The sequence below is a fragment of the Schaalia turicensis ACS-279-V-Col4 genome (assembly GCF_000296505.1).
GTDB lineage: Bacteria > Actinomycetota > Actinomycetes > Actinomycetales > Actinomycetaceae > Pauljensenia > Pauljensenia turicensis_A.
Window position 1 is genome coordinate 129,618 of record NZ_JH815208.1, and the last position, 24,727, is coordinate 154,344.

19 protein-coding genes and 4 pseudogenes are annotated in these 24,727 nt (G+C 52.8%); 11 read left to right on the plus strand and 12 right to left on the minus strand.

The window, feature by feature from the left end; genetic code table 11:
• Window positions 1–51: 51 nt before the first annotated feature.
• Window positions 52–2,889: an AAA family ATPase gene (locus HMPREF9241_RS00590; protein ID WP_006680324.1), complete on the minus strand. Its 2,838-nt coding sequence runs from the start codon at window positions 2,887–2,889 to the stop codon at window positions 52–54.
• A 324-nt stretch (window positions 2,890–3,213) separates the two neighbouring features.
• Window positions 3,214–3,852 (minus strand): annotated as a pseudogene (locus HMPREF9241_RS00595) (IS3 family transposase); the annotation flags it as partial.
• A 50-nt stretch (window positions 3,853–3,902) separates the two neighbouring features.
• On the opposite strand from HMPREF9241_RS00595, the pseudogene HMPREF9241_RS08870 reads away from it, so the two are divergent.
• Window positions 3,903–4,283: pseudogene (locus tag HMPREF9241_RS08870) on the plus strand (ISL3 family transposase); the annotation flags it as partial.
• Here HMPREF9241_RS08870 and HMPREF9241_RS00600 read toward each other — a convergent pair.
• Window positions 4,273–4,692: a hypothetical protein gene (locus HMPREF9241_RS00600; RefSeq protein WP_006680327.1), complete on the minus strand. Its 420-nt coding sequence runs from the start codon at window positions 4,690–4,692 to the stop codon at window positions 4,273–4,275. The pseudogene HMPREF9241_RS08870 and the gene HMPREF9241_RS00600 overlap by 11 nt on opposite strands.
• 87 nt (window positions 4,693–4,779) lie before the next feature.
• Window positions 4,780–5,232, minus strand: coding sequence for a hypothetical protein (locus tag HMPREF9241_RS00605; RefSeq protein ID WP_006680328.1), 453 nt, complete (start codon window positions 5,230–5,232; stop codon window positions 4,780–4,782).
• 292 nt (window positions 5,233–5,524) lie between these two features.
• Between HMPREF9241_RS00605 and HMPREF9241_RS09535 the strand changes: the two are divergent.
• Window positions 5,525–5,719: pseudogene (locus tag HMPREF9241_RS09535) on the plus strand (terminase TerL endonuclease subunit); the annotation flags it as partial.
• On the opposite strand, the gene HMPREF9241_RS00610 reads toward HMPREF9241_RS09535, so the two are convergent.
• Window positions 5,689–6,438 carry a DUF1643 domain-containing protein gene (locus tag HMPREF9241_RS00610; RefSeq protein WP_006680329.1) on the minus strand — a complete coding sequence of 250 codons (750 nt, stop codon included), beginning with the start codon at window positions 6,436–6,438 and terminating at the stop codon, window positions 5,689–5,691. The pseudogene HMPREF9241_RS09535 and the gene HMPREF9241_RS00610 sit on opposite strands and share 31 nt — an antisense overlap.
• 137 nt (window positions 6,439–6,575) lie before the next feature.
• Between HMPREF9241_RS00610 and HMPREF9241_RS09680 the strand changes: the two are divergent.
• The 7 genes and pseudogenes from HMPREF9241_RS09680 to HMPREF9241_RS00645 all read left to right on the plus strand — a co-directional run.
• Window positions 6,576–6,707: pseudogene (locus HMPREF9241_RS09680) on the plus strand (ATP-dependent Clp protease proteolytic subunit); the annotation flags it as partial.
• Between the two features lie 59 nt (window positions 6,708–6,766).
• Window positions 6,767–7,030: a hypothetical protein gene (locus HMPREF9241_RS00620; protein ID WP_243440747.1), complete on the plus strand. Its 264-nt coding sequence runs from the start codon at window positions 6,767–6,769 to the stop codon at window positions 7,028–7,030.
• A gap of 84 nt (window positions 7,031–7,114) precedes the next feature.
• Window positions 7,115–8,902 (plus strand): ABC transporter ATP-binding protein, encoded by a 1,788-nt coding sequence (locus tag HMPREF9241_RS00625; protein ID WP_006680332.1) that lies wholly within the window; start codon window positions 7,115–7,117, stop codon window positions 8,900–8,902.
• The gene (locus HMPREF9241_RS00630) at window positions 8,899–10,647 is read left to right on the plus strand and encodes an ABC transporter ATP-binding protein (protein WP_006680333.1); all 1,749 of its coding nucleotides are present in this window, start codon (window positions 8,899–8,901) and stop codon (window positions 10,645–10,647) included. Before HMPREF9241_RS00625 ends, HMPREF9241_RS00630 begins: the two co-directional genes overlap by 4 nt.
• 35 nt (window positions 10,648–10,682) lie before the next feature.
• Window positions 10,683–11,279, plus strand: a complete 597-nt coding sequence (locus tag HMPREF9241_RS00635) for an MptD family putative ECF transporter S component (protein WP_006680334.1) — start codon at window positions 10,683–10,685, stop codon at window positions 11,277–11,279.
• Window positions 11,272–11,958, plus strand: a complete 687-nt coding sequence (locus tag HMPREF9241_RS00640; RefSeq protein WP_006680335.1) for an energy-coupling factor transporter transmembrane component T family protein — start codon at window positions 11,272–11,274, stop codon at window positions 11,956–11,958. Before HMPREF9241_RS00635 ends, HMPREF9241_RS00640 begins: the two co-directional genes overlap by 8 nt.
• A complete protein-coding gene (locus HMPREF9241_RS00645; protein ID WP_006680336.1) occupies window positions 11,955–13,367 on the plus strand; it encodes an ABC transporter ATP-binding protein in 1,413 nt (470 codons plus the stop codon). The genes HMPREF9241_RS00640 and HMPREF9241_RS00645 overlap by 4 nt, the downstream gene beginning before the upstream one ends.
• 236 nt (window positions 13,368–13,603) lie before the next feature.
• Here the strand turns inward: HMPREF9241_RS00645 and HMPREF9241_RS09180 are convergent, their stop codons facing one another.
• On the minus strand, window positions 13,604–13,717 hold the full coding sequence (locus HMPREF9241_RS09180) for a GIY-YIG nuclease family protein (RefSeq protein ID WP_243440748.1): 114 nt from the start codon (window positions 13,715–13,717) through the stop codon (window positions 13,604–13,606).
• A 158-nt stretch (window positions 13,718–13,875) separates the two neighbouring features.
• Window positions 13,876–15,099: an MFS transporter gene (locus HMPREF9241_RS00650; RefSeq protein ID WP_006680337.1), complete on the minus strand. Its 1,224-nt coding sequence runs from the start codon at window positions 15,097–15,099 to the stop codon at window positions 13,876–13,878.
• 93 nt (window positions 15,100–15,192) lie between these two features.
• Here HMPREF9241_RS00650 and HMPREF9241_RS00655 point away from each other — a divergent pair, with 93 nt between their 5' ends.
• Entirely contained in the window at window positions 15,193–15,894 is a 702-nt protein-coding gene (locus HMPREF9241_RS00655) for a TetR/AcrR family transcriptional regulator (RefSeq protein ID WP_006680338.1), read from the plus strand.
• 898 nt (window positions 15,895–16,792) lie between these two features.
• On the plus strand, window positions 16,793–18,538 hold the full coding sequence (locus HMPREF9241_RS00660; RefSeq protein ID WP_006680340.1) for a glycerol-3-phosphate dehydrogenase/oxidase: 1,746 nt from the start codon (window positions 16,793–16,795) through the stop codon (window positions 18,536–18,538).
• A gap of 435 nt (window positions 18,539–18,973) precedes the next feature.
• On the opposite strand, the gene HMPREF9241_RS00665 is transcribed toward HMPREF9241_RS00660, so the two are convergent.
• From HMPREF9241_RS00665 to HMPREF9241_RS00685, 5 genes are all read right to left on the minus strand, one after another.
• A complete protein-coding gene (locus HMPREF9241_RS00665) occupies window positions 18,974–19,273 on the minus strand; it encodes a hypothetical protein (protein WP_040318328.1) in 300 nt (99 codons plus the stop codon).
• Window positions 19,274–19,468: 195 nt separating this feature from the next.
• Window positions 19,469–19,669, minus strand: coding sequence for an LPXTG cell wall anchor domain-containing protein (locus HMPREF9241_RS00670; RefSeq protein ID WP_006680342.1), 201 nt, complete (start codon window positions 19,667–19,669; stop codon window positions 19,469–19,471).
• Window positions 19,670–19,705: 36 nt separating this feature from the next.
• Entirely contained in the window at window positions 19,706–21,364 is a 1,659-nt protein-coding gene (locus HMPREF9241_RS08690) for a Cys-Gln thioester bond-forming surface protein (protein WP_006680343.1), read from the minus strand.
• Window positions 21,365–21,868: 504 nt separating this feature from the next.
• A complete protein-coding gene (locus HMPREF9241_RS09185) occupies window positions 21,869–23,422 on the minus strand; it encodes a recombinase family protein (RefSeq protein WP_006680344.1) in 1,554 nt (517 codons plus the stop codon).
• Complete coding sequence (locus tag HMPREF9241_RS00685) at window positions 23,419–24,657, minus strand: recombinase family protein (RefSeq protein ID WP_040318399.1); 1,239 nt, start codon at window positions 24,655–24,657, stop codon at window positions 23,419–23,421. The genes HMPREF9241_RS09185 and HMPREF9241_RS00685 overlap by 4 nt, the downstream gene beginning before the upstream one ends.
• Between the last annotated feature and the right edge of the window lie 70 nt (window positions 24,658–24,727).

Here is a 24,727-nt window from a genome sequence, read left to right on the forward strand (position 1 = left end):
CTAAAACTGAGCAGTTATTTAAATGCTTTAAAGATCTCAGCTCGGGTGAATCTACTTGCCAGTGAATCCTATTCTCTGCTTGGCAGCTAGCTGATCCGTCTTCATAACTAGATCTTCTGGCAGGAGCATCTCAAGCTCACCCGTGTTCAGGGACTGTCCCTTGTCGCTAATTTTCTTTAGCCGCTCTGCCTGATAGAGCTTCGCTTCTTCCAATAACTGGCGTGCGAAGCGCCCATTACCGCTGCTTATGCGTGATCCCATGGCGCGGAAAATCTTGGCGGCTTTAGCCGGCGTTGCAGGATCAAGGGTATATCCATCCTCTTCAGTGAGGAAGGTGAAGATGCTGGTGAGCTCCTCAGGCGAATAATCAGGAAACTTGATCGTGGTGCGCACCCGCGAGCGGAATCCGGTATTAGCAGCTAGGAATTCCCGCATTTCATCCGTGTATCCCGCCATAATCACGATGATTTCCTCGCGCATATCCTCCATCAGCTTCACCATCGCGTCCACTGCGTCTTTGCCTGCTGCCCCATCCCCCAGGGAATAGGCTTCGTCGATAAAGAGCACTGACCCGCGAGCTTGTTCAAAAACCTGGCTGACGAGTTGGGCCGCGGTTCCCGGTATCGGGGATATCAGCTGTGCCTTCGAAACCTCAAAAAAATCACCCACGGATAAAATGCCACGTTCGTGGGCTATTTTTCCGACTAACCGCGCAACTTCGGTTTTCCCAGTTCCGGGGTTCCCGGTGAATACCATGTGCATGGGATTGAAGCGAGTAGAAAGCTTAACTTTGCGTCGAAGTTTTTGAATCTCAACGAAGTCGAGTTGGCGTTTAATCTCAGTTTTTACGTTTTGTAGACCTATGAGTCTATCTAATTGCTCGGTGGCAGGAATCAGCTCTTTATCGGGCATGGGTACATCTTCCGCTGCAATGGTTTGCACCTGTTCCAGGGTTAGCTCAGGTTCTTTTGCAGCCCCTTCGCCAGAGTCATCGGAAGTGTTGGTGGTTACCCATAAGTCCAGTCGCTCTTGCTGGCGCTTGCGAATATCGGCTAACAAATTTCGTGCGAACCTAGCATTGCCCTGATCAATCCGCCTTCCGGCACCCGCAAGCCGATTATGTACCAGGTGGCGAGCTTCCTCGGTCAGCTTCAAGCTTTGCTGAGCAGCCATAAGATCAAAAATTTCCAGGAGCTCGTCAGTGGTGTAATTGGGAAAATCGATTATGGAACCGATTCTCGAGCGGAATCCCTCGTTCTGAGACAAGAGTTTCTCCATCGCACCCCGGTAACCGGCCAGAATGACAACCGTGTCGGAGCGGTTATTTTCCATGCAAGCAATCAACTCAGGAATAAAGACCGGTGATATCGCGTAGGCTTCGTCGATGAAAATAACTGATCCCTTCGCCCTCCGGAAGATGTCGGTCACGTCAAATCTGACCTCTCCAAGGCGAGGTCCCGAAACCTCCAGCATCCTGCCCTCAGACAGTACTCCTAAGTCACGTAGAATTTCGCCGTAGACCCGGGCAACTTCGGTCTTACCAGTTCCGGGAGGACCTTGGAAGACACAGTGCAACGAGGTATCTGCGGGAGCCATACCCAGGCGGCGCGCGCGGACTTCACCGCGGTAACTGCGCACAATGCGCATAATTTCTTTCTTTACTTCCTCGAGCCCGATGAGTTCGTGGAGGCGCTCCAAGCCTGCAGGTTCACGCTTGAAAGGGTCTTTGGGCAGCACAACAGCATCAGCGTAACAACTGTAGTTGGTGGCTAGGCTGTAGTCGTTTATCCACTGGTTTGCCAGATCTTCAATGGTGCCGTTAAAAGAAGCATCAGAAAATGTCGTTTCCAACAAGTGCTCGAACAGATCCCCTTCGGGAGAGTATCCGGCGACATGTAGCCTTTGAACCAGCAAGCGACGAGCCTCTTTTACGGTCAACTGGGATGCTTTCGGGGTGGGATCCGGTTCTAGTAGAACCACCGGAAGCGGAGTGTGCTTGCTAAAGTTCTCAATCAGATTGGCACTGGGCTTGGATACTAAGAACACGATCTGTATTTCTCGAGCATGCACCGCAATATGATTCAGTAATTGAGCCAGTACTTCATAAGCGCGGCTCTCTTGCCGAGAACCGTATTTGAGGCGCGAATAATCGATAACCAACGTGGAGTCGCAAAAAGCGTTAGCCAGGTTTTCGTTCACCGATTCTTTTTGCGAGCCAGTCCTGTCCGCGACCTCCAGTTGAAAAAAATCAAAATTATAAACATAGCGACTGGCTGTCCGCCCGGCGCTTGCGAGTGCCTGGAGTAAGATATCGCCAGCTTCGTGAGCATCCGCGGCATGGGCGACATCAATTACGTAATTTACAACCACAGATTGATTTGGTGGTGCTTGCCTGATTCTTTCGAGTTCAGCTCCGAGACTACGGTCGTAAGAGCTGGTGACCGCCTGGTGTTGCAGGCTGGTTAAGTCAGTGTCTGCGGAGATAAGTCTGCTGGTTAGAGGATTTGATACAAAATTTCCTCGATAGTGCAGTTCCCACAATTCCTGTAAGTTTGCCCTGCGGAGCAGTCTTTCAGTGCCTCGGTAGTAAATGGTAGCTAGCCGTTGATAGGTGACTTCCTCAATCTTGATTTCGAGATTACAATCGAATATTTCAAATTCTGCGTCTGGTTGATATTTGTGGGTTTCTGCAAGAAATTGGTTATTCAGCAAAAACTTAAGGGCGCTGATTTCCAGAGAATTATTTTTCGTCACTGCCCCTAAAGTTGTGCCGCTCCTAAAATCTTCGGAGACGTAATCGATGTAGACGTACTCCACCACCAGACCCTCGCACATTTTCTGATAGTCAATGTGGTTGCAGCCCGAACAGGTGATCTCAAAAAATCTCATCGCGTCCTTTCTTGGAAATAAGCTGGCAGGTTAAACAAAAAATAGTTGTAGCGTGTTGTACATATTATTAATTCATCCAATTTGTAAGCGGAAGATAGCTTCCGTTATCTAACTGCCTGGCGCTGTAGAATCTAGTTTTCTGCTAGCCAATAACGAGTGCCGAAGGATTGAATCGATAAAGCTGCAAGCCTGGCAACTTTGGAAAGCGCGCTTACAAAAGTATCAACAGAAAGCTTTTGCCTACCCAGGGCTTTTACAAAACCTCCATGAAAGGAGTCCTCGGCACCAAGTGAACTAGCCCCCGAAAGTTGGACTGGTTTAATTCTAGGTGGTTAGGGTTTCAAGGGTTTGATTCCGATATTGCATCGGGGTCAGGCCCTTGAAACGTTTTTGAAGCCGGGTGTTGTTGTACCAGAAGATGTAATCATCTACGGCCCGGTACAGTTCATCAACACTGGCGCAGTGCTCGCCGTAGTACATTTCGGTCTTCAGGTGACCGAAGAAGTTCTCCATCACCGCGTTGTCGTAGCAGTTGCCCTTTCGCGACATCGACTGGAGGCCACCAACGGACTCAATGAACTGGCGCCAACTGGAGTGCTGGTATTGGATCCCTTGGTCAGTGTGTACCATCAACCCTTCACCAGGTTCATGCCACGTGATCGCATTCTTTAACGAGGTAGAGGTGAACTTTGTTGACGGGGATGTCGACAACTCGTGTGCCAGAATGCTCCGGTCGCTCAGATCCATGATCGGTCAGAGATAGACCTTCGTGCCAGCCACCCGAAACTCGGTGACATCACTCACCCACACTGTGTTGGGTTGTTCTGGCGTGAAGTTGCGGTTCAGGAGGTTCTCGGCAATGTGGCTAGTCTGGCCTTGGTAGGAGTTGTACTTCTTACGTGACCTGACCTTGGATTTCAAGCCCATCTGGTCCATGAGTTTGTAGACGAGCTTGTGGTTAACCGGCTCTTCGTACTTGAGCGTGGGTGTGAGGTGATGCGCAGGAACGACTCACCGACAAGCAGCGACAACGGCTTGAAGCAGCGTTCTCCGCTCGTGACGAACACGTCAGCGTCGAGGTCGCGTGGCAATACGCGCAACAACTGCGTGCGATCTACCACCAGCCCACACCCACCCAAGGCCGGAAACTCGCTGAACAGCTCCTCGCCACCTTCCCGTCATGCCCGATCCCCGAGATCGCCCGCCTTGGGCGGACCCTCAACCAGTGGCGCAACGCGTTCCTGGGCTACTTCACCACCGGCGGTGCGACCAACGGCAGCACCGAAGCCATCAACGGCATCATCGAACTCGCCAGACGCATCGCACGCGGCTTCCGCAACCCCGAAAACTACCGCCTCCGCACACTCCTCGTCAGCGGAAGACTCAACCTATGACCCACGCCCAAGTACGAAGAGCCGCTAAACGAATCAGGTAGCCTGCCATGAAAATGACAGCTGGGATTCCGTAAAGTCCGCACCATTTAACATCCCAAGGGGAATTTGGAGCTACTGGATACCAAATGTGATTTCCGGTTGCAAACACGCTTCCTCCAGTTGAAATCCAAAATGCCATACTGTCAGCAACCAAGCCAAAGCAGTAAAGCAAGAGTGGCAAAACAAAAAAGTTTAGCTGCCAGTCTGCTACCTGGATTTTCCGGGTGATTAATAATGCGACTACAGGTATGAGAATCGGTTCAATGACTGCCGCAGGGTACAGCACCCACACCAGGTCGCTGAGAAAAACAGTCTGGAATACCAGAACACATACGGCATAGACCAGAGCGATTTTGACGATATCACGCATCAGTGCCCTTTCCCTCACCATACCTAGTCAAAGATAAGCCAACTTCACTAGAGATTCGTTTGGCAGCTTGCCGAAAGCTAGCTGAATTCATCTACTGATAATTGATTTGGTCTTTTCCTTGATGTGGCGCTTGGGTAAAACGCTAAACCCAAGCGCTACACCACCAACAACAAGAGCGCCGATGGTGGGAACGGAAAACTGGCTCAGCAGTTGAGAAAAAGAATCACTATGAACTAACGAGCCAACACCATCGAGTGAAAATAGAAAAGCTGAGAGTCCGATAAAGGCTCCTGCTGAAAGTTGCAACGTGCGGGCAGATTGAATACCGATGATATGTTTATTGAAAAGCAGAAGAAGAATCGTGAAACACACATACATGATTGGCAATAATAAGAAGATCACAAAAAATCTCTGATCCTGATCCTTGCACCGTTGAAAGATGGCGGCGAAAAGCCACGCACCGACAAAATATGCCAGAGCGGATACAAGAAACACAGATATTTTTTTGATGACCAGTCCCTTCAACTTTTCGCTACACATTTTGATACGGCAACGGCATCAGGAGTTGTATGCCCCAATAGGTTTTCATTCTACAAGAAGGGTTTCCCTGCATTGCTATGGATAATGCTGATCGGGGCGGATATCGCTTGAATGCGGGCACGAGGCCTGGTGCGTTGAACCCGACAGTCACAAAAAGGCGCACGGGAGCGCCTATACCAGAGGCTCCCGAGTATCTGTCTGATGCTTCTATATTTGTCAAGCTACTAGAGTGACGTGTTTCTTGGTTAGTTCTTTGCTGAGGAGCTGGTAGATTTTGCGGGCTAGGTGAAGCGTCCTGTCATGGATGGTCGATAACATTCACGTACGCACGGATCCGGCCGGGAACATCAAGCCCGACAAGTAAAAGAGCACGGAGAAGATTGACGGCGTGGTTGCCACCATCATGGCGCTCGATCGTGCGATCCGAAACGGTACCGGACACGTGAGCGGCAGCGTTTATGACGAGCGGGGGCTTCTACTCCTTTGACTCTTTCTAGCTAAACACTCAAGCTTCTCCCAGGCTGGTGAAAAAGCTGTTCCGAGGGTTTCGTTTGATGGCCAACCTCTTGGGTGGTAGTTATTTCTCACGGAAAGCAGGCGGTCATTCCTATCAGAGATGTCCATATCATCAAAGGTGCCCTTTAGAAGTGGGAAGATTTTTTCAAATCCTTTCCATCTCCAGTCTGAGGGTTTCATTTTCACGCCGAAAGCGGGAATTAAAATAAAGTTATCTTTGATGGTAAGCAGTCTGCTTAATACTTCGAGATTGGTTGCCAGAATCTCTGTATGATAACTACTTACTTTGTTCCACTTTTGCTGAGCTTCGGAAGGCCGCTGATGCACAATAGGAATGAGATTGAAGAAACTAAGGCGAGAGACCGGGTAGAAGTTTTCCGGTAAGTATCTGCCAGCAAATGCGTTGACAATTCTTGCGCAAGTTGAATCACCTCCCTCGCTAGTTGGTCCGAAATACGTCGCCTCGGCGGGGTTCATTCCGATAAAGATGAGATGGGTGCCCGAACTTGAGATCTGTTCAGAAGATGCCTTGACATTCTCTGGCTCATCCTTATTCAAATCGCGCGTGAGAAACCACCGGAATTCGATATCAGGGAATTCATCAAATGGAGCATTGCGCAGGCAAGGTTTGTCATCTTCCAAGGCCATTTCAATGCTTTTCGTCATTTCTGCAACAGAGACTTCGTCCATTTGTCTATTATCGCATGGAGTCAATCTCAATGAGGCTAATCAAGTGGCTACGTGGTGACACCACCCGGAAAACTGACGATCACACCCTTACCGGCGGTGGCTACTCGTTCTTCTTCGGCGGCACCACGTCAGGCCGTCCGGTGACGATCTGGCTCAATTCGCCTGGCGGTGATGTGGTGGCTGCCGCGCAGATCTACAACATGCTCATCGACTACCCAGGCACAGTCACCGTCAATATCGACGGCATCGCCGCCAGCGCCGCAGACGTATCTCGTGGCCACCCCACTGACGGATGTGCTGGATGTGTTCGCCGACAATCGACCAACTGTTGAGGTCGAAGAAGTACACCGAGCTCGATACTGCCTACCGTAAGACACTCGCATGCAAAGCGAGCCTAGAGGCAGATATTGCAGCGAACACTGCCAAGCATGCCGCCGTCACCACAGCCCTAGGCGATCTGGCGGGCGAACCTGTGAACGATTTTCGCCCCGCGCAGTGGAGCGCACTGATCGACCACGCCATCGTAGACGAGGACGGGATCCGGTTCGTATTCCGTACCGGTGAACAGGTGAGCATGGCCCTGCAAGGATGATGTTGTAGCGGTTGACGTGCACAGTTAAGTACACCTCCCAGAATTTAGATAAGATTAGCCTTGCCTAAGAAGGATGGTGTTTGCATGGACGATAGTGCAATGGATCAGGTTGTTGACGGTGAGTATGGGTCCGCGAAGGAAAAATCTGTCGCTGGCCAGAACGCAATCCGTCAGCTATCGCAGCCGGTGAAAGGCAAGCTGTTCGTCGCGCAGGTTTTGGCTTTTCTCTCTGGTGTGTTGGCTATTGCCCCGTATGTGGCTCTGGTGGAGCTTGGCAGAGAACTTATGCAAGACCAGATGGACCCGGCGCGGGTGAACTGGATTGTCATGCTTCTCGTCAGCGCATACATGACCCGGTTGACCTTATATTTTGTTGCATTGGGCGTGACGCATTTTATTGACCTGTCGTTGCGTAATCAGATGCGTCGGCAAATTGCCGCCCGAATGTCGACTGCTCCGCTGTCGTGGTTTACCCGCGAGGGTGAGGGGAAGATCCGCAAGACCATTCAGGATGATACGTCCACGGTGCACACAGTGATCGCGCACGGGCCGATCGAGAAACTGAACGCGATCGTCTCCCCGCTCGCCTTGTTGATGTATGCGTTTGTGGTGGATTGGCGACTCGCGTTGCTGTCGATTACGACGATTCCGATTTATGTGGGCATGTATGGCATGTCGATGCGTGGGATGAATGAGAAGACTGCGCAAATGGACACCAAGCTCGCTCAGGTTTCGGCAACGATGGCCGAGTTCGTTGCCGGTATCTCAGTGGTGAAAGCGTTCGGCAAGGTCGGCCAAGCACATAAAGCCTATTTAGATGCAGCTAACGAGTTTTCTAAGTTCTACCGGGCGTGGTGTATGCCGCTGGTGTCGATGGCGGTTGCCTCATTTTCGTGGGTGTCGATCCCGGTGTTGTTGATCGTGAACCTTGGCGGTGGCGCGTTGATGATGAACGCCGGTTGGGTGAGCATCTACGAGGTGATAACGACGACGTTGATCGCCTTGGTGTTGCCGGGAGCGTTGATGACAGTCGCAACCATCGCCTGGTCGTACCAGCTCGCAGGGTCTGCGGCAGTGAGGCTGGTGAATGTCATGGAGCTACCGGCATTGCCTCAGCCAGATATGCCGCAGACACCAAAGGGTCATGATATTGAGATTCGGGGTGTGTCGTATGCCTATGACGACACCCAGGCATTAGACGAGGTGAGCCTGAGCGTTCCGGCAGGCACGGTGACCGCGCTGGTTGGTCCGTCGGGTGCGGGGAAGTCGACGTTGGCGAGTTTGATGGCCCGCTTCGATGACCCGGACGCTGGCATGATCACCATCGGCGGGGTTGATCTAAAGAGCATTTCCCAGGATGTGTTGTATTCGACGGTCGCATTTGTCCTGCAAGATGCACAGCTTATTCGCGACACCATCCACAACAACATTGCCCTGGGCGCGCCAGACGCAACCTTGGATCAGGTGCGGCAGGCGGCGCGGGCAGCGCAGATCGATGAGTTCATCATGAGCCTGCCAGATGGTTACGACACCGTGTTGGGGGAGGACACCCACGTTTCGGGCGGGCAGGCAGCCCGTATCGCGATCGCACGGGCGCTCATGGTTGATGCCCCAGTGTTGGTGTTGGACGAGGCGACGGCGATGGCGGACCCGGAATCAGAATCGAAAATCCAACAAGCTCTCTCGACTCTTGCCAAAGGCAGAACCGTGATAGTGATCGCCCACCGACTGGCCTCGATCAGAGGGGCAGATCAAATCGTCGTCATGGAACGCGGGCGCATTGCTGCGGTCGGTACGCACGACGACCTGGTGGATAATGCGCACTATCAGGCACTTCTTGCCCAAGGTGCATGCGAGGAGATGACACGATGAATCAACTATTGCTGCCACGCTTTAAGCGTTTGATGGAACCCGCCTCGTGGCGAGACCTCTCGGTCGGTCAAGCGTGGGGTGCGGTCTCAGGACTGTGTCACGGCTTTGCCCTGCTGGCTCTGCTTCCCGCAGCAAGTGCCCTAGCGACCGGAATGCCGGTGTGGGGGCTGTCGTTTTGGGGCTGGCTCATCGCCTTGGTGGTAATCGCGGTGCTGGGCGTGGGCACGGAGTTTTATGGCATGCGCACCGGCTATATCGGCGCGCTCGGGTTCATTCACGACGTCCACCAAGCGGTCGGCAACAAGGTAGCCCGCCTACCATTGGGAGTGTTCGATTCGGGTAGTTCTGGACGGCTGTCACGCATGGTCACCCAGGAAATGATGAACTTGGGCGAATCAGCGGCACATTTCATTTTCGCCCTCGTCCAAAAACTCTCGGCCGTGCTCGTAGTCACTGTGGGAACCTGGTTCTGGGATTGGCGGCTGGGACTGACCTTGACGATCGCCTTCCCGATCATGCTCGCCTTCCTCCATATTTCCCGCGTGCTTCTTGATAAAGGTAAGCAGGTTTCCGAACCAGCCGAGTCAGAGTTGGCGGCTCGCATGGTCGAATTCGCCACCTGCCAAGGTGCATTGCGTTCCTGTCACGTCGCCGACGACTACCCGGCCCTTGATCGGGCATTCAAACAGGCTGACCGCAAAAGCCGCAAAGCATTGTGGATCGAAACATTAGCGAACCTGATAAACGGAATGTTCGTCCAAGCGCTTGTCGTAGTAATGATTTGGCTGACCGCCCAACTCGCCCTCGGCGGGCAGATGAATGCGTTGAACGCTGTGGTCACCATCGGCATGTGCCTGCGGTTCACCACCATGCTCCAAGACATCGGTGGCTGCATGACCGGGCTGGAAGAACGCCGCCAGCAGATGAATCACGTCGACAAGGTCATGGACGCTCCCGAACTGTCCGAACCCGATGTCTCCACACCGGTGAGCGCTCCTGGCGATGTTCGTTTCGAGGACGTCACCTTCGGCTACGATCCGGACACTCCGGTGCTGCACGATATTTCCTTCCATGTCCCGCAAGGCGGCATGTGTGCCCTGGTTGGCCCTTCCGGCTGCGGAAAAACCACAATCGCGAGGTTGGTTGCACGTTTCTGGGATGTGCAGTCCGGCAGCGTGCGCGTTGGCGGAGTGGACGTGCGCGAGCAGACCACCGAAGATTTGATGCGCCAGATATCCCTGGTCTTCCAAGACGTCTACCTATTCAATGACACGCTCGAGGCTAACATTCGCCTTGGCAACCCCGAAGCCACCGCTGAAGAGATTCGATGGGCGGCTGATCTGTCGGGCGTGACGGAAATCGTCAACCGGCTCCCAGATGGCTGGGATTCACTGGCCGGAGCTGGCGGACGCGCCCTGTCGGGTGGGGAACGTCAACGTGTGTCCATCGCTCGCGCCTTGGTGAAGAAAGCCCCGATCGTGCTGTTCGACGAGGCCACCAGCGCGTTGGACGCGGAAAACGAAGCCAACATTGTTGCGGCAATGAACGAGCTACGCAGGCACTCCACGTTGATCGTCATCGCCCACAAACTGGAAACCATTCGCCAAGCTGACCAAATCATTGTGCTCTCCCACGGTGGGCGTATCGCCCAGCGCGGGTGCCATGATGAGCTGGTTAACCAGCCGGGTCAATACCGCGATTTCTGGCAAGAACGCATCAATGCTGCCGGATGGCAACTCGTCTAAACACAGAACTGTTCACAATCATGAAAGGAATAACTATGTCCACACGCACGTCCTCGCGCCTCAACACGCGCGACTTCATCAACATTGGCGTCTTCACCGCTTTGATGTTCGTCATCGTATTTGCATTCGGAATGCTCGGGTTCATTCCCGCCGCCATGTATGCCGGTTTCTTGCTTTCGATCCTCGTTAACGGCATCGTCTTTGCGCTGTTCACAGCACGCACTCCGAAGATGGGGGCTTTGACAATCACGCTGATTATCATCGAAATCCTCTTTTTCGTGACCGGCCACTGGGTGGGCGGCATCGCGGTGGCCGCTGTGTTCGGCCTGCTCGCCGACCTAGTCATCACCAAGGGGCCGAAGAGCGTGAAGGTTCGCGTTCCGCTGGCATACGCACTGTTTATTCTGCCGATCTACGTGTCACCGTGGATGCCGCTATTTATGAACCAAGACGCATATATGTCGCAGATCGCCGAACAAATGGGCGCAGACTACGCTGCCAAGATGGCGCAGGTCGTCACGATTCCGATTCTGCTGGGCTTCTTCGTCGTGATGCTCATCGTGGGCTGGCTTGCTGGTCTGTTGGGAACCCGGGTGGCGCGTAAGCACTTTGAACGGGCCGGTCTTGTCTAAACTTCCCGACCCGCGCACGATTATCGCAGCGCTCGTCATCGTCTCCACCACGATCTACAGTGCCTACTCGCCGTGGTTCGTGTGTACTCTGGGCGGATTCGCCGCCGTGATGCTGGCGAGCGCTGCGATCAATCCCAACACGCTCGTGCGCCCGAGCTGGGTGGCCGTCTACCTGGCCACGTTTGCGCTCCTCGGCGGGCTCGTCTTCGCGATACCACTGGTGTGGAAGTCAACGGCCAGCGCGTTCCTCGTGCTGTTTTTGCAGTGGATGTGGCGATTCAGTGTCAGCGCAGGAATGGGAGCCTACGCGATCGGCGTGATCCGACCCGCCACCTTGCAAAAAGCACTCGCCAGCTCACGAATCCCAACCTGTTTCACGATCCCAATCTCGGTTGCCTTACGTGTGCTGCCCGTGATCGGCCACGAGGTTAAAGCGATCTCAGATGCGATGAAGCTACGCGGCATGTCCGCGCTTTCCCTGCGCGCGGCCCAGTACTTCACAATCCCGCTGCTATCGACCGTGGTACGCAGCGGGGACGAACTGGCATCTGCTGCCCTCGTGCGCGGACTGGGCGGAACCGCAAAGCCCACCTCAGTCACAGTCGTGAAATTCCGTGTGATCGACGCAGTCATTCTGCTCATCGTTATCGGCTTCGCGATATGGAGAATCGTCCTATGACAACAGCCCAAGCAACTGGGGTCACCTTCACCTATCGAGGAGCAGACCACCCCTCAATCAATGACGCAACCATCACCATCACACCTGGAACCGTCACCTTGCTGTGTGGCGCGTCAGGGTCTGGGAAAACTACCGCGCTACGGCTGTTTAACGGGCTGATCCCGCACTTCCACGACGGCGGCCTTACCGGAAGCGTCACAGTCGACAACATTGACGTGGCACGAGCCGACCTGCCACGCCTTGCCCACCACTGTTCGACAGTGTTTCAAAACCCGCGCACCCAGTTCTACACCACTCACGTGCGTCAAGAACTCGCCTTCGGCCCAGAAAACCTCGGCCGCGACCCGCAGGAGATTTGTGCGCGCATTAACGAAGTCGCTACCGAGTTAGGCATCGCCGACCTGCTGGAATCCCGCGTCACACAACTGTCGGGTGGGCAGATGCAACGCGTGGCCTGCGCCGTCGCCATGTGCAACAACACGTCGCTGATCGTCTTTGACGAGCCGACCGCGAACTTGTCCGCTGACGTTATCGACCAACTCGCCACACTCATCGCCAGGCTCAAAGCCGATGGACACACCATCATCATTGCTGAACACCGGCTAAGTTTCCTTTCCGGGATCGTCGACCGCGTCTATTGCTTCGACAAAGGTAACATCGCCCTCACCGCAACCGGCGAAGAGTTCTACGCTACCTCGGATGAGGAGCGCAAACAGCTTGGACTGCGATCCCTAGTGACTGTGTCTATGCCACAACTTCCGCAACCGGCAGGAGATGGGCTGGAGATCAGCAATCTCACCTTCGCCTACCGGCACGGGAAAACGGTTCTCAACATCGACCATGTGCTCTTTCCGGCAGGGAAAATCAGCGCACTGTTGGGCCCGTGCGGGTCGGGCAAATCAACACTGGCACGGATCCTCTGCGGACTTGAAAAGGCCAAAGGTGCATCCATCACACTCAATGGACAGAAATTCGCCAGCCGGGACACATACCTTGTCATGCAAGACCCCACCCGGCAGCTGTTCTCAGACACCGTCATTGACGAAGTCACGCTCGGGATAACGAGAGCCGAAAAACAACACATCGACGCCCAGGCGATCCTTGAAGAACTCGATCTTGCGGAGCACAAGTCCGATCATCCGCAAGCGCTGTCTGGCGGGCAGCGCCAACGCCTGGTCATCGCCACAGCACTTGCAGCGAACAAAAATGTCTACATCTTTGACGAGCCGACCTCGGGTGTTGGCTACAAGCACCTCGTCGCAATCTCTCAAGTGATGCGCAAACTCGCCGATACCGGTGCCGTCGTCATCGTCATCACCCACGACGCCGAACTCGTCACCGAAGCCGCCGACCACGCTATCCACCTCGACCAAATCAACACCTGCTCAGACATGTGCCTACAAGAGTGAACGAGGGATTCACGAGCCGGGTTTCTACAAGGAAGTCATCGTGAACGAACACCACCACGATTACGGGCCGAGTGCGCAAGAGATCGCCACGGACCCTCACCTGCGTAACAAGCTTGCGATCGCGTTCGGACTCGTGTTTAGCATCGTCCTGGCGCAAGCTATCGGCGCGTTTATGACGGGAAGCTTGGCACACTCCTCGTCGACGTTGTCCACTCGTTGGCTGATTCTCTTTCCCGCTACGGCTTCTTTTTGTCATGATCGCGTAAACGCTCAACAAAGTTTTCAGTCTTGCCGATGTAACACCAGGTGTTCTCAATAGCTTCAGGGTCATTACCAAGAAGAATATACACACCATTACAAGCGATTGAGCTGAATGCCCCCGTATTTACATGGGGTTTTTGAGACGTTTAAGTTTGTTTGAATCTCGCAGCGACTAGACATCATAGTTCTGAAGTCAACACCGCTTTAGCAGGGATTTTTATGGTTTTTGCTTCTAATCATAAAGAGATTATTCGCGGAACTCGGGATGATAAAAACTCAGCAAAACTGCCGCAGCTATCAGAACTGTGCAACATGTCATTGGTAGCCACGGAGAGAGTCCGTAAAGTGCGGTGGAGGCTATCGGTGCCACTACATAGGCTGCACCATTGTTAGCATTAATCAACCCGGCCAGCCCACCTTGCTCTTCGGGCTTCATTTGCAAAGTAGGCGCCGTGTTGTAGCCAGGCATCGCCAGACCTAGACCAAAGCCTGTCAAGATGCTGGCCACGATGAACAGTCCAAGATTTAGTGGATAAACCAAGAGCAGTAACCCGAGAAGAACGATTATTAATCCTCTTCTAAAGAGTTTTTTAGCACCCCAGTTTAACCTTGGAGCCACCAAGGCCTGCGCCAGTATCATCACCACACCCATTATTGACATGCACAAAGCGGTGAACCCTGCTGTGGCGCCGGCCGCTAGCTTCAAAACATCCTGCAGCAAAAAGCCGAAAAGTGTAGCCACGGTAGAAAAAGCGGTAAACATGAGGAAACCGCAAGCCAGGAACACGAATACTCTTGAATCAAAGTAGGAAACTTTTGCCGGTTGAGCGACTTTTTCTTCGCCACCTGTGGGTTTGAATGTTAGAAGCAAAACGGCAACGCCTAAAAGCATGACCAGAGGCATCACCAGCAGGGGCATCATGAAGCCTCCTATAGCTGCAAGGCTGCCACCCACTAAGGCTCCAAGAATAGACGAGAATCCTTGCGCAGCGCCCAAGACTCCCACACCTTTTACCCGTTGCGTCTCACTGTAGGTATGAGTCACAACGTAGGTTTGCGCGGCTGGGGAAACTGATGCGATGGCACCGCCGTACAGCACGCCCCTAGTTATGACTACTCCTATAATCAACGCTATGCCGGTGAGCAGACCCTTAAATCCTAGCCACACCACCATAGCGAATCCGCCTAGAGCCAGGATTCCGGCAAGCATGCCAATAAGCAAGATACGCCGAGATCCCCATCGCAATGAGACCCGTCCCCACCTGGTGGAGGTAAGAGAAAACATTACGGCTGCTAACGAAATGGTGGCGCCAATATGCCATTCCTTCAACCCGATTTCGCGCGATAGCGGAGCCAGAATTGGATTAAGAATCATCTGCCCCATATACGCCAGTAACACCGTCAAAAACAGGGGAAACAGTCCCGTTATTTTTGATTCGACTTTCTCGTTTTGTTCGTTAGTGGCGCACATTAAAACATCCTTTCCAAAGTGAGCAGACAATCAAGCCGAAACAATACTAGAACAATGTTCTAGTATTGTCGAGGTTGAGGGTATGCTGTTTTCGTGGGAAATAAAGACAAGCGGGTAAACACGGGTAGACGCGCCTGGCTGACGCAGGAAAAGATCACGTACACCGCAATGGAACTGACCCGAGAGTGCGGTCTAGAAAAATGGTCGATTCGTGACCTTGCGCAGCGTCTGGGAGTAGTTCCCTCTGTCATCTACCACCATTACCAAAACCGTGACGCCATTACCGCTTCTGTAATCGGCGAAATCACTAGCACCATCGAGCTACCGGACGAGCAGCTGGAATGGAAAGATTGGTTCATCTCCCTAGCAGAAAATGTCAGGCCCGTCTTTCTTGAATTCCCCGGAGTCACCGACAAACTGATGTATGGACATATGGACGCCGCGTTTATACCAATCTTGGAGGCGGCTTACGAAAAACTACGGGACGCTGGTTTTAACAAGTACATTCACATCACATACTCAATTATCATCAACACGACGCTGTGGAGCATCACTGCTCGCAACTTGCGCAGCCCAACCAAACAGGAACAGCGCCACGACCTAGGCCAAATGATTACCCAACTTCAGCCCCTAGCTGCCTGCTCCACAACGCTGACCGACATAATCCAGGGCTACTTAATTCCGCTAGCCAACCCGAAAAACGAAGACCGCATGAGTCAGGAATACTTTGAAATCATCATAGAAGTCGTACTCGCCGGTTTAGAGATAGCGATCTTGCCTCGCGAAAACGCCTAGCGAACCCGAGAACAAGAGAAATCATCAATACGCATAAAATATTTCCCAAAATCGCAAGTCATCCAGCTAAGAACAGAGCCTTTCAGCCTCTCCCTCTATTTCCTGCGATTTTCCAATAAACACAAGAAAATCCACCGCATCCAGAGCTTTCCAAACAACTGGTACGACTACATCAAATACGTCACCACCAATGAACTAGCTATCGCTCTTCACAGCACGCAGGCTTCTCCCAGGAATCCGCAGCCTATACCGAAGCCTAAGCCCAGCCTATTGCGTATGGACGAAGAGGAAACATCATGGCAACTGAAGGATTTAAATCCGGCAGACTAACCCTCGACGTCGATGGTCTCTAGGTCGAGGCAGCAGCCGCACTCACCAGGGCAACACTGGATGTCAACGAAGTACTGATGCCCGCTTCGGAAGATGTCAGGACTGTGGTAGCTACCGGATTCCGTGCCGCTAGATGTTTTCTCACACAGTCCACCCTCGCAGAACGGCGTTTAATAAAGGCCGCACAGCGAGGTTACATTGCCCTTAAGTAGAATTGATACTTCCTTTTGGCCGCATCTGTGATTGGCCAACGAAAGCTTGTCGGGGGTTCGATTAATAACCGCCACCCCCATTTTATGTTTCCTTCCGCGCATTAGGGCCTGTTTTGATTGCCCCTTTACTGTTTTAGGGCTTTTAGCGGACCTGGGGAGTTTTCAAAGGACACAATTCTTTCTACTTATTTTAAGTCCGGGTTATTTTTCACGGGTAAATACGTGATTTTATGCCCTAAGGCGAGAGGCCGGTGAAAAAATGTTCAAGCGTGATGACCATTAGTGCTCACTTAGGTTAGTCTAACCTTAGGGGCTGATTGGGTTGCCCTAAATCAACTAATACGACTGGAGCTACGATGTTCACAACGCAGTTATCGCCAAGCAAGCGCGAAGAGGCGCTACGCAACATGGAGGAAAAGCCGCTTGATGTTTTAGTGATTGGCGGAGGTGTTACGGGAGCGGGGATCGCACTGGATGCTGCAAGCCGTGGTTTACGAGTCGGTATAGTCGAGGCGCAAGACTGGGCCTCCGGCACTTCGTCGCGATCTTCAAAGCTGGTGCACGGTGGTCTGCGATACCTTTATCAACTTAATTTTGCCTTGGTTGCTGAGTCTTTGAGGGAACGTGGCTTATTACTTACCCACACGGCTCCACATTTGGTGAAAGCACAGCCTTTTTTGTGGCCCATAAAAATGCGCGTAATAGAGCGGGCTTATTCGGCTGTTGGGGTGGGAATGTATGACGCCATCGCACAGTTTGCACATAGGGGTTCAGTGCCCATTCAAAAGCACTACTCGAAGAAAGGGTCATTGGAGCTTGCGCCCGCGTTGAAAAAAGACGCACTTATTGGCTCTTTGGTTTACTACGATGCCAGGGTGGATGACGCCCGTCTGGTGGTGAATCTGGTTCGCACGGCCGCTCAGTTTGGCGCTTTGGCTGCGAATCGTACCCAGGTTGTTGAAATGCTCAAGGATGGAAACAAGGTGGTTGGCGCCAAACTTCGTGATATGGAAACAGGCGCTGAACATGTGGTTAAGGCAAAATCCATCATTAACGCAACGGGAGTTTGGACTGAGAAAACACAGTCTCTTTCCGGTTCTACGGGTGGCTTGAAAGTTTTGGCCTCCAAGGGCATTCATATTGTTGTGCCGAAGGAAAAGATTGATTCCAAAGTTGGTTTATTCTTGCGCACAGAGAAGTCTGTGTTGTTTATAATCCCGTGGAAGCGTTATTGGGTTATAGGAACTACTGATACCAAATACCATGAAAACAGGTTGGAACCGGTACCTGATTCTGAGGATATTGATTATCTGCTTGAACATGCGAACTCGGTGCTGGCTAACCCGCTAACACGTGATGACATCATTGGGGCTTTCGCTGGGCTACGGCCTTTGTTGCAGCCAGGAACTTTGGACGGAGATAAGGCTAAGTCAACCAAGGTTTCCAGGGAGCACACAGTTACCGAAGCTGCTCCGGGGCTCACTGTTATAGCAGGTGGGAAGCTTACGAGTTACAGGCAGATGGCTGAAGATGCTGTTGATTTTGCCTTGGGTAAGGAGCTGGCTAAGCAAATGCCGTGCGTTACCAGAAGCACTCCGCTTTCTGGAGCTGTTGACTATGAAGCTATGTGGGAACAGCGTGAGGCGCTGGCAAAGAAAAACGGTTTGAGCGTGGATCACGTAGAAGATCTGTTAAACAGGTACGGAAGTGATATCAAGCTGATTTTCAAAATGATTGAGAAGGATCCTTCTTTAGGGAAGGAGCTTAAGGGCGCTGAAGAGTATCTGCGTGCAGAAATAGCGTTTGGTGTTTTGCATGAGGGCGCTTTGCATGTGGAAGACTTACTGGCGCGCCGCACCAGACTCTCTTACGAGCATCGGGATCGCGGATTGGCTGTTATTGACGAGGTTGCGACAATATCTGCGGATATTCTTGGCTGGGACGAGGCGGCCAAGGCGCATGAGATAGAAAACTACAAGGCGCGGTGTGATGCCGAAGAAAAGGCAGAGGCTATAGTTAGCGAAGCCGAAGCGCAAAAGGTACGTGAGCAGGCGGCGCCTATAACCGAATTTGTTGACGTGTCTCCGCAAATTGACGGTTAAATCCGTGGGGATTTTTCCCTTTTAAATCGCTGACTCTAAGGCCTTGGAGGCGTGTACTCCAAGGCCTTAGACGCGCTTCGGATGCCACTAGACCCGCTCTGGCAACAGAGCAAAATTCAGTTTTAGGCGCTTGCTGTAAAAGCACTTTCGATAATGCGATATTCGGGCTAATGCCCGAGAAATAAGACAATATCATTCTAAGTTTACTGACCTAGAACCACCCCCACGACCGCACCAAGTACACCCCACGCGACACATCCAGGCTCAAACACCCAAAACCGTCGCACTAAGTGCAGCCGGTAACGTGATGAGCTTGGATCGCAGATAACGGCTGGGTTCACGCAGACGATTGGGAACATCTTGGCTGACCACCCGACTGCAGATCGAAACGCCCGACCCGATGAATGTTTGGAAGGCTCGGCTTTGAGACGCTGATCAGGCCCGCACGTCTAACCGAGCGACGGGCTCGACGTTGAGGCGCGGTTTGATAGTGACGCGCGGGAACTCCGGAGCAACGCCCATGCCGCCAACGTCTAAGACCCTGTCGGGACCGTAATGGTCAACAAAGCACCACGCGCCAATGAGGGACCGGCGTTGGAGTAGCGTGCGTGCGACAGTCATTGCGCACAAGCCTCCAAGAGGGACTGCGCGCAAGGTCAGAATCTCTACCTTCGCTCCGTCAACGCAGTGCGGGGCTAGGGGCGATGCATCCACCTCAGGTGGTTTGAGTTCCACGTTGGGTATCGCGCTTCCCCTTTTTTCAGTATTCGCCTTTTGGCTGTGTGGTTGGTGTTTTTGTCTTTCAGCCTAGGCGTAAACAGTGCTGATCATGGGGGACGAGGCTCATGTGCGGGTATACATAATGACGCGCCACCGAACCGGTGAGATTCGACGGCGCACCATTGTGTGATCAGGACTAGGTCCTTGTAATCAAATGGGTCGCATGAGGTTCTTCTTGCGACGTGTCACCAGAAGAGCTCCATCTGCTGTCATCAGGCCACCGAGGGCCAGCAGTGTCAGGATTCCGGAAGCACCGGCCTTCGACAACTTCGTCTTCGGTGAAGCCGGAGGGGTCGGAGGAACAATCGGCTGGTGAGTATAGGAACGGAGCCAAGAATAAGATTTTGTCATATTCTTGGCTCCGTTCCTTTTCAACTAGCTAGGAAGTTACTCCTTTGAGCGCTTTCGAGTAGATAGTCCAATAACTCCTACTGCGAACATAGCGGCTCCAATCCCGAGAAGATTGCTGCTAGATAGGCCTGTTAACGCAAGCGAACGTTCCTTGGCCTGCGCCTTTGGCTGCGGGGTACAGGTTTGGAGTTCAGCATCGGTCATCTCGCGAGTACGATTTACGTCTTCTGTGGTGGCCTTGTCAGTATCGAGAACCCACGTCTTGCTGGCGGTATCCCACTTGTATGGCGTGGTCGTCACAGTGAAGGTCTCAGTGACCTGCTTCTTCTTGTTGCAATCAGACTGCGGATTCTTCGCCGGCGACTCCTTAACATCCGCCTTTGGCTGCGGGGTACAGGTTTGGAGTTCAGCATCGGTCATCTCGCGAGTACGATTTACGTCTTCTGTGGTGGCCTTGTCAGTATCGAGAACCCACGTCTTGCTGGCGGTATCCCACTTGTATGGCGTGGTCGTCACAGTGAAGGTCTCAGTGACCTGCTTCTTCTTGCAATCAGACTGCGGATTCTTCGCCGGCGACTCCTTAACATCCGCCTTTGGCTGCGGGGTGTCTGGCGCTACGGTCTTTTTATCTACCATCGCGATAACTGGAATGCGCTCTTGCGGGGTGTCCTTGGAGCTAATGAAACGCTGGTAATTCGAAAGGTTTGGGATGTAAACGCCGATGTTTTTATCAACAATGTCGCTATCTGAATTTGAATCCTCAGCATAGGCAATGATTTTCTCGTATGCTGCTTTAACTTTTGCTCCCTCAGGAGTATCAATTCTTCCGAAACCGTGAGTTTTCTGGGAATCTACGCCATCTTTAGCTACTATTTCGCGGATTTTCTCTAAGGTGAAAGAGTCTGACCAGTAGTAGACAGCAAGCTGAGTAGCTGCGCGGAACTCGGTGGAAGTCAGCCCAGTGCCAAAAGTTTTCTTGTTATTTGGATAGCCGGCCTCGATGACCTTACGAATTTTAAGAGCAAGAGTAGCTGGATCTTGCACCTTGGGAGTATTGGCATACTGAGCCAAGCCATCGAAAACATAGCGTGCTGTGAAATTGACTTCTTTCCCAGTCACATCTGGGTCGATGTTTTCACCATAGTTATAAGAGTCCGGTGGTTGGTTCAGATCCATATTGAAGCAATAAATGACCTCGTCTCCTGCGGCAGACTCGTTTTTAGTATCCCGATCAACATAGTAGTTTTTGCCGTAAGGATTCTGTCCCCAATGAGGAGTTTCGTCATTGAAATCGTTATAGGCTCTTACTGGAGTTGCGTCTACCGGAGAAAAGCTCAAAACTGTTGACGGGGCTTCGATTGTGCCTTTATCTGTTACGGTAAAGCTGATCGGCTCTGCTACATCATAGTCCTTCGGTGCAGAAGTTTCGGTAAGCGTATATGTACCAGGAGCAAGCTTTACTTCATGCGGGCTTGTTGATGATGTCCAGGTTTGTGGATCGCCTCCCGGAATTGAGAGGCTTAAGTGTGCATCTTTGAGCTCAGAAGAAGTATTATCTTCCGCTACTTTGCTTATCCTGACGGGGTAAGTGGCGGAATCCGCAGCGGAAGCTTGAGCGGTTGCTATTCCGCCAGTGAGTATGAGAGCGCTCGTCGATATAGCGACTATTAATGATTTGCGAAAAGTGGGCAACATTATACATTCACCTTTCTTGGTAGATGCACGCTGTTATGGTTGCATCCTAAGCGGTTTCTGTAGAAAAAATGGCGTTTTAATAGGAAAAATGCTGATATCATCGCAAGAAATGAGTGACAAATGTCACATTATGGAAAATTCTTTAGGAGCATGTTCCGTATGCCCTATTAGCTAAATTTTTACGTCTAGTCGATCTAAATATTTGAGCGGGCGACGGGATCCCCAGTGCCACACCGCGGCACAGTGGGCCCATTTCAATTCCCGGCCCGACACTAAAACCGACACGCCATCTAAAGCACCACGTTTGCGCCTATAGCCCCACAATTCGGGCATTAGCACTAAAACCGACCACAAGGGAACAACCTTGTGGCCGGCTACAAGAGACTTAGACGTTCATTTTGATACAAGACTGGCTTGGGGGCAGATTCATTCGGTAGGGGGTGTTTTCCAAAGACGGGGGTAGAATTGCTGGTTTTTATTGCTGTGAGCGAGTTAGCTGGCCGATTATTCGTCTTTGAAGATGACGCTGATGGCTCCATTAGCGTTGATAATGGCGTGGTCGACGAGGGTGTTCCATGCTTGGTCGCTGTATGCGAGTGGTGGCAGGGTGGCGAGGTAGAAGTGGACTTTGATGGCTTGTGCTCGGCGGTGGCGCAGATCGTCGATCTTGTCGGTGATGTGCTGGTGCTCGGTCTCGAGTTGGCGGTGTCGGGTTTCGAGCTGGTGGTAGCGGCGGTCGTAGTCGTCGGGGTCGTGGGCTGTGGCTGCTGCGGTGGTGATGAGTTGGTTCATCAGCGTGATCGTTTCTTCGATCCGCTCCCCTAGCGTGGCCTGCTGAGTTTCCAACTCGCGGGTGTCGTAGACGGTTTCGTCGAGCAGGCACATGGTGTCATCGAGAACGTCAGTGTTGGTGACGCGCTCAGCCAGGGCGGCGACGAAGGCGTTTTTGATCTGCTCCTCGGTGACGTGGGGTGTCGCGCAACGATGAATTTTCTTGTATTTGTTGTTGCAGCGCCAGATATAGCGGCGGTATTTGCTGGTGGAGTGCCACACTTTCCTCCCGAATGAGCCACTACACTCGCTGCAGGTGATCTTGTTGGCAAAGGGGTGGGTATTAGAGGTGCCTTTGCCTGCGCGGCGGGCGAGTTCTGTTTGGACCACGTCCCAGGTGGCTGGGGTGATGATGGGTTCGTGGTTGCCGGTGACGTAGTACTGGGGTACTTCGCCTTCGTTGACTTTCATGGTTTTGGTCAGGAAGTCGGTAGTGAAGCTCTTTTGGAGCAGCGCGTCGCCTTTGTATTTCTCGTTGGTCAGGATCGATCGCACAGTCGAGGGCGACCAGATTTGTTTGCCACGCGGTGTAGGAATCTGATCAGCGGTGAGTTCTTTGGCGATGGTTTGAGGGGTTGCGCCTTCTAGGAAGCGGGCGTAAATGCGCCGCACGATCGGGGCTTGGGTTTCGTCGATGGCGAGGTTTCCCTCCTCGCCTTTCTTGTAGCCCAACAGTGAAGCGTAGGGAACCATGATTTTCCCGTCGGCGAAGCGTTTACGGTGGCCCCAGGTGACGTTCTCGGAAATTGAGCGGGATTCTTCTTGCGCCAGACTCGACATGATCGTGATGAGTAATTCGCCTTTGGCGTCAAAGGTGTAAATATTTTCCTTCTGAAAATAGACCTCGACGCCTGCATCCTTGAGCTTGCGCACGGTAGTGAGCGAGTCGACGGTGTTGCGAGCAAACCGGGACACACTCTTGGTGAGGATCAGGTCGATTTTGCCTGCCAGAGCGTCATCGATCATGGTTTGGAATCCTTCACGGCGTTTCATAGAAGTGCCAGAGATGCCCTCATCGGAATACATGCCCGCGAACTGCCAATCATTACGGGAGCGAATGTAGGTGGTGTAGTAGTCGATTTGGGCCTCATACGAGGAGGTTTGTTCTTCCATCTCGGTAGAGACGCGAGCGTAGGCGGCGACCCTTCTGCGCGCTGGTACCCCAGACGGGGTTGTGACATTCCCAAATTTCTTTGTTGCGGGTATCGCTGTGACGGTGCGACTCATGCCAACCTCCCCTCACTGGTTAACCCCACTGGTGTCATGGTTCCATCCGCGAGGTGGAAGGTGAGCTGATGCTCGAAGGCCTCGATCATCACGATCTGCTCGCCAACCTGGACGGGGTCGAAACCCTGGGTGCCGAGCATGTATGCGCAGGCGTGTTCGAGGAGGCTTTCGCGTAGATTATGTCCGCCGCAGGGGTTGCCGTTCCCGGTGCAGGCACTCCAGCAGCGCCAGAACTTGTATGAGGTTCCAGACTTGTAGGTGCGGGTTTTGCGTTGATAGCTCTTCCCACACGCACCACAACAGATTCGTCCAGTGAATACGCCCGTGTTCTTTGACGGGGTCGCCGCCGGGCCCACCTCACGCCTGTGCGCGATTTCTGCTTGCACCGCGTCAAACATCGCCTCATCAATGATTGGTGGGAGGGCTTGCTCGACCCAGTATCGCGGCAGCTCCCCGTCGTTGAGGGCACGTGTGGGTGCTTGGATTGTGGGGCGGTACATTTTCTGCAGCATTTGGCAGCCCTTGTACCGCTCATTTTCGAGCATGCGACGAAACACGGACCCGTAGAACCGTCGCCCTCCCCGAGAGCGTTTACCTCCAGCATTGAGCATCGTCGCGGTTTTCTCCGGGCTGATCCCATCGAGATAATTAGCAAACAGTAAGCGCACAATCTTGGCTTCTTCGTCAATGATGGTGAACTCGCCGTTTGCCCAGCTATAGCCGTAGACGACGAAAGAATTTGTGCCACCATTCTTGTACCGGTTGCGGATCGCCCATTTGACGTTCTGGGATAGTGAACGGGATTCTTCTTGAGCAAACGACGCCAACAAGGTCAGTAGGAGTTCCCCGTCAGCGCTGAGGGTGTCGATCTGTTCACGCTCGAAACGCACCGCCACACCAAGATCTTTGAGCTCACGGACCGTAGCGAGCAGGTCGACAGTGTTGCGGGCAAGGCGAGAGATCGACTTCGTCAAAATAACGTCAATGCCGCCTGCCTTAGCGGTGTCCATGAGGTGTTTGAATCCATCGCGATGCTTGGTGGAGGTGCCGGTAATACCTTCGTCGATAAATACCCCGACATAGTCCCACCCAGGGGTGGATTGAATCAGATGGGAGTAGTACGATACCTGGGCGGCGATCGACGACAATTGCCGTTCGTGCTCAGTGGACACCCGCGCGTAGGCCGCTACCCTCAACCGCTGCGGCCGTGCTGGTCTCGCCGGGATCACCCTCATCTCACCCACGTATCTCAATCTCCTTACACTGCTCGTTTCCCCTAATAAATAAGGGGTTCAGCTGGTTGTA

Bases quoted from the DNA above. Each gene is read 5' to 3' on its own strand.
- HMPREF9241_RS00645 (WP_006680336.1), top strand. From the start codon at position 11,955: ATGACAACAGCCCAAGCAACTGGGGTCACCTTCACCTATCGAGGAGCA.
- HMPREF9241_RS00590 (WP_006680324.1), bottom strand. From the start codon at position 2,889: ATGAGATTTTTTGAGATCACCTGTTCGGGCTGCAACCACATTGACTAT.
- HMPREF9241_RS00660 (WP_006680340.1), top strand. From the start codon at position 16,793: ATGTTCACAACGCAGTTATCGCCAAGCAAGCGCGAAGAGGCGCTACGC.
- HMPREF9241_RS09185 (WP_006680344.1), bottom strand. From the start codon at position 23,422: ATGAGTCGCACCGTCACAGCGATACCCGCAACAAAGAAATTTGGGAAT.
- HMPREF9241_RS00635 (WP_006680334.1), top strand. From the start codon at position 10,683: ATGTCCACACGCACGTCCTCGCGCCTCAACACGCGCGACTTCATCAAC.
- HMPREF9241_RS00630 (WP_006680333.1), top strand. From the start codon at position 8,899: ATGAATCAACTATTGCTGCCACGCTTTAAGCGTTTGATGGAACCCGCC.
- HMPREF9241_RS00670 (WP_006680342.1), bottom strand. From the start codon at position 19,669: ATGACAAAATCTTATTCTTGGCTCCGTTCCTATACTCACCAGCCGATT.
- HMPREF9241_RS00610 (WP_006680329.1), bottom strand. From the start codon at position 6,438: ATGGACGAAGTCTCTGTTGCAGAAATGACGAAAAGCATTGAAATGGCC.
- HMPREF9241_RS00600 (WP_006680327.1), bottom strand. From the start codon at position 4,692: ATGCGTGATATCGTCAAAATCGCTCTGGTCTATGCCGTATGTGTTCTG.
- HMPREF9241_RS00605 (WP_006680328.1), bottom strand. From the start codon at position 5,232: ATGTGTAGCGAAAAGTTGAAGGGACTGGTCATCAAAAAAATATCTGTG.
- HMPREF9241_RS00650 (WP_006680337.1), bottom strand. From the start codon at position 15,099: ATGTGCGCCACTAACGAACAAAACGAGAAAGTCGAATCAAAAATAACG.
- HMPREF9241_RS00685 (WP_040318399.1), bottom strand. From the start codon at position 24,657: ATGAGGGTGATCCCGGCGAGACCAGCACGGCCGCAGCGGTTGAGGGTA.
- HMPREF9241_RS00625 (WP_006680332.1), top strand. From the start codon at position 7,115: ATGGACGATAGTGCAATGGATCAGGTTGTTGACGGTGAGTATGGGTCC.
- HMPREF9241_RS08690 (WP_006680343.1), bottom strand. From the start codon at position 21,364: ATGTTGCCCACTTTTCGCAAATCATTAATAGTCGCTATATCGACGAGC.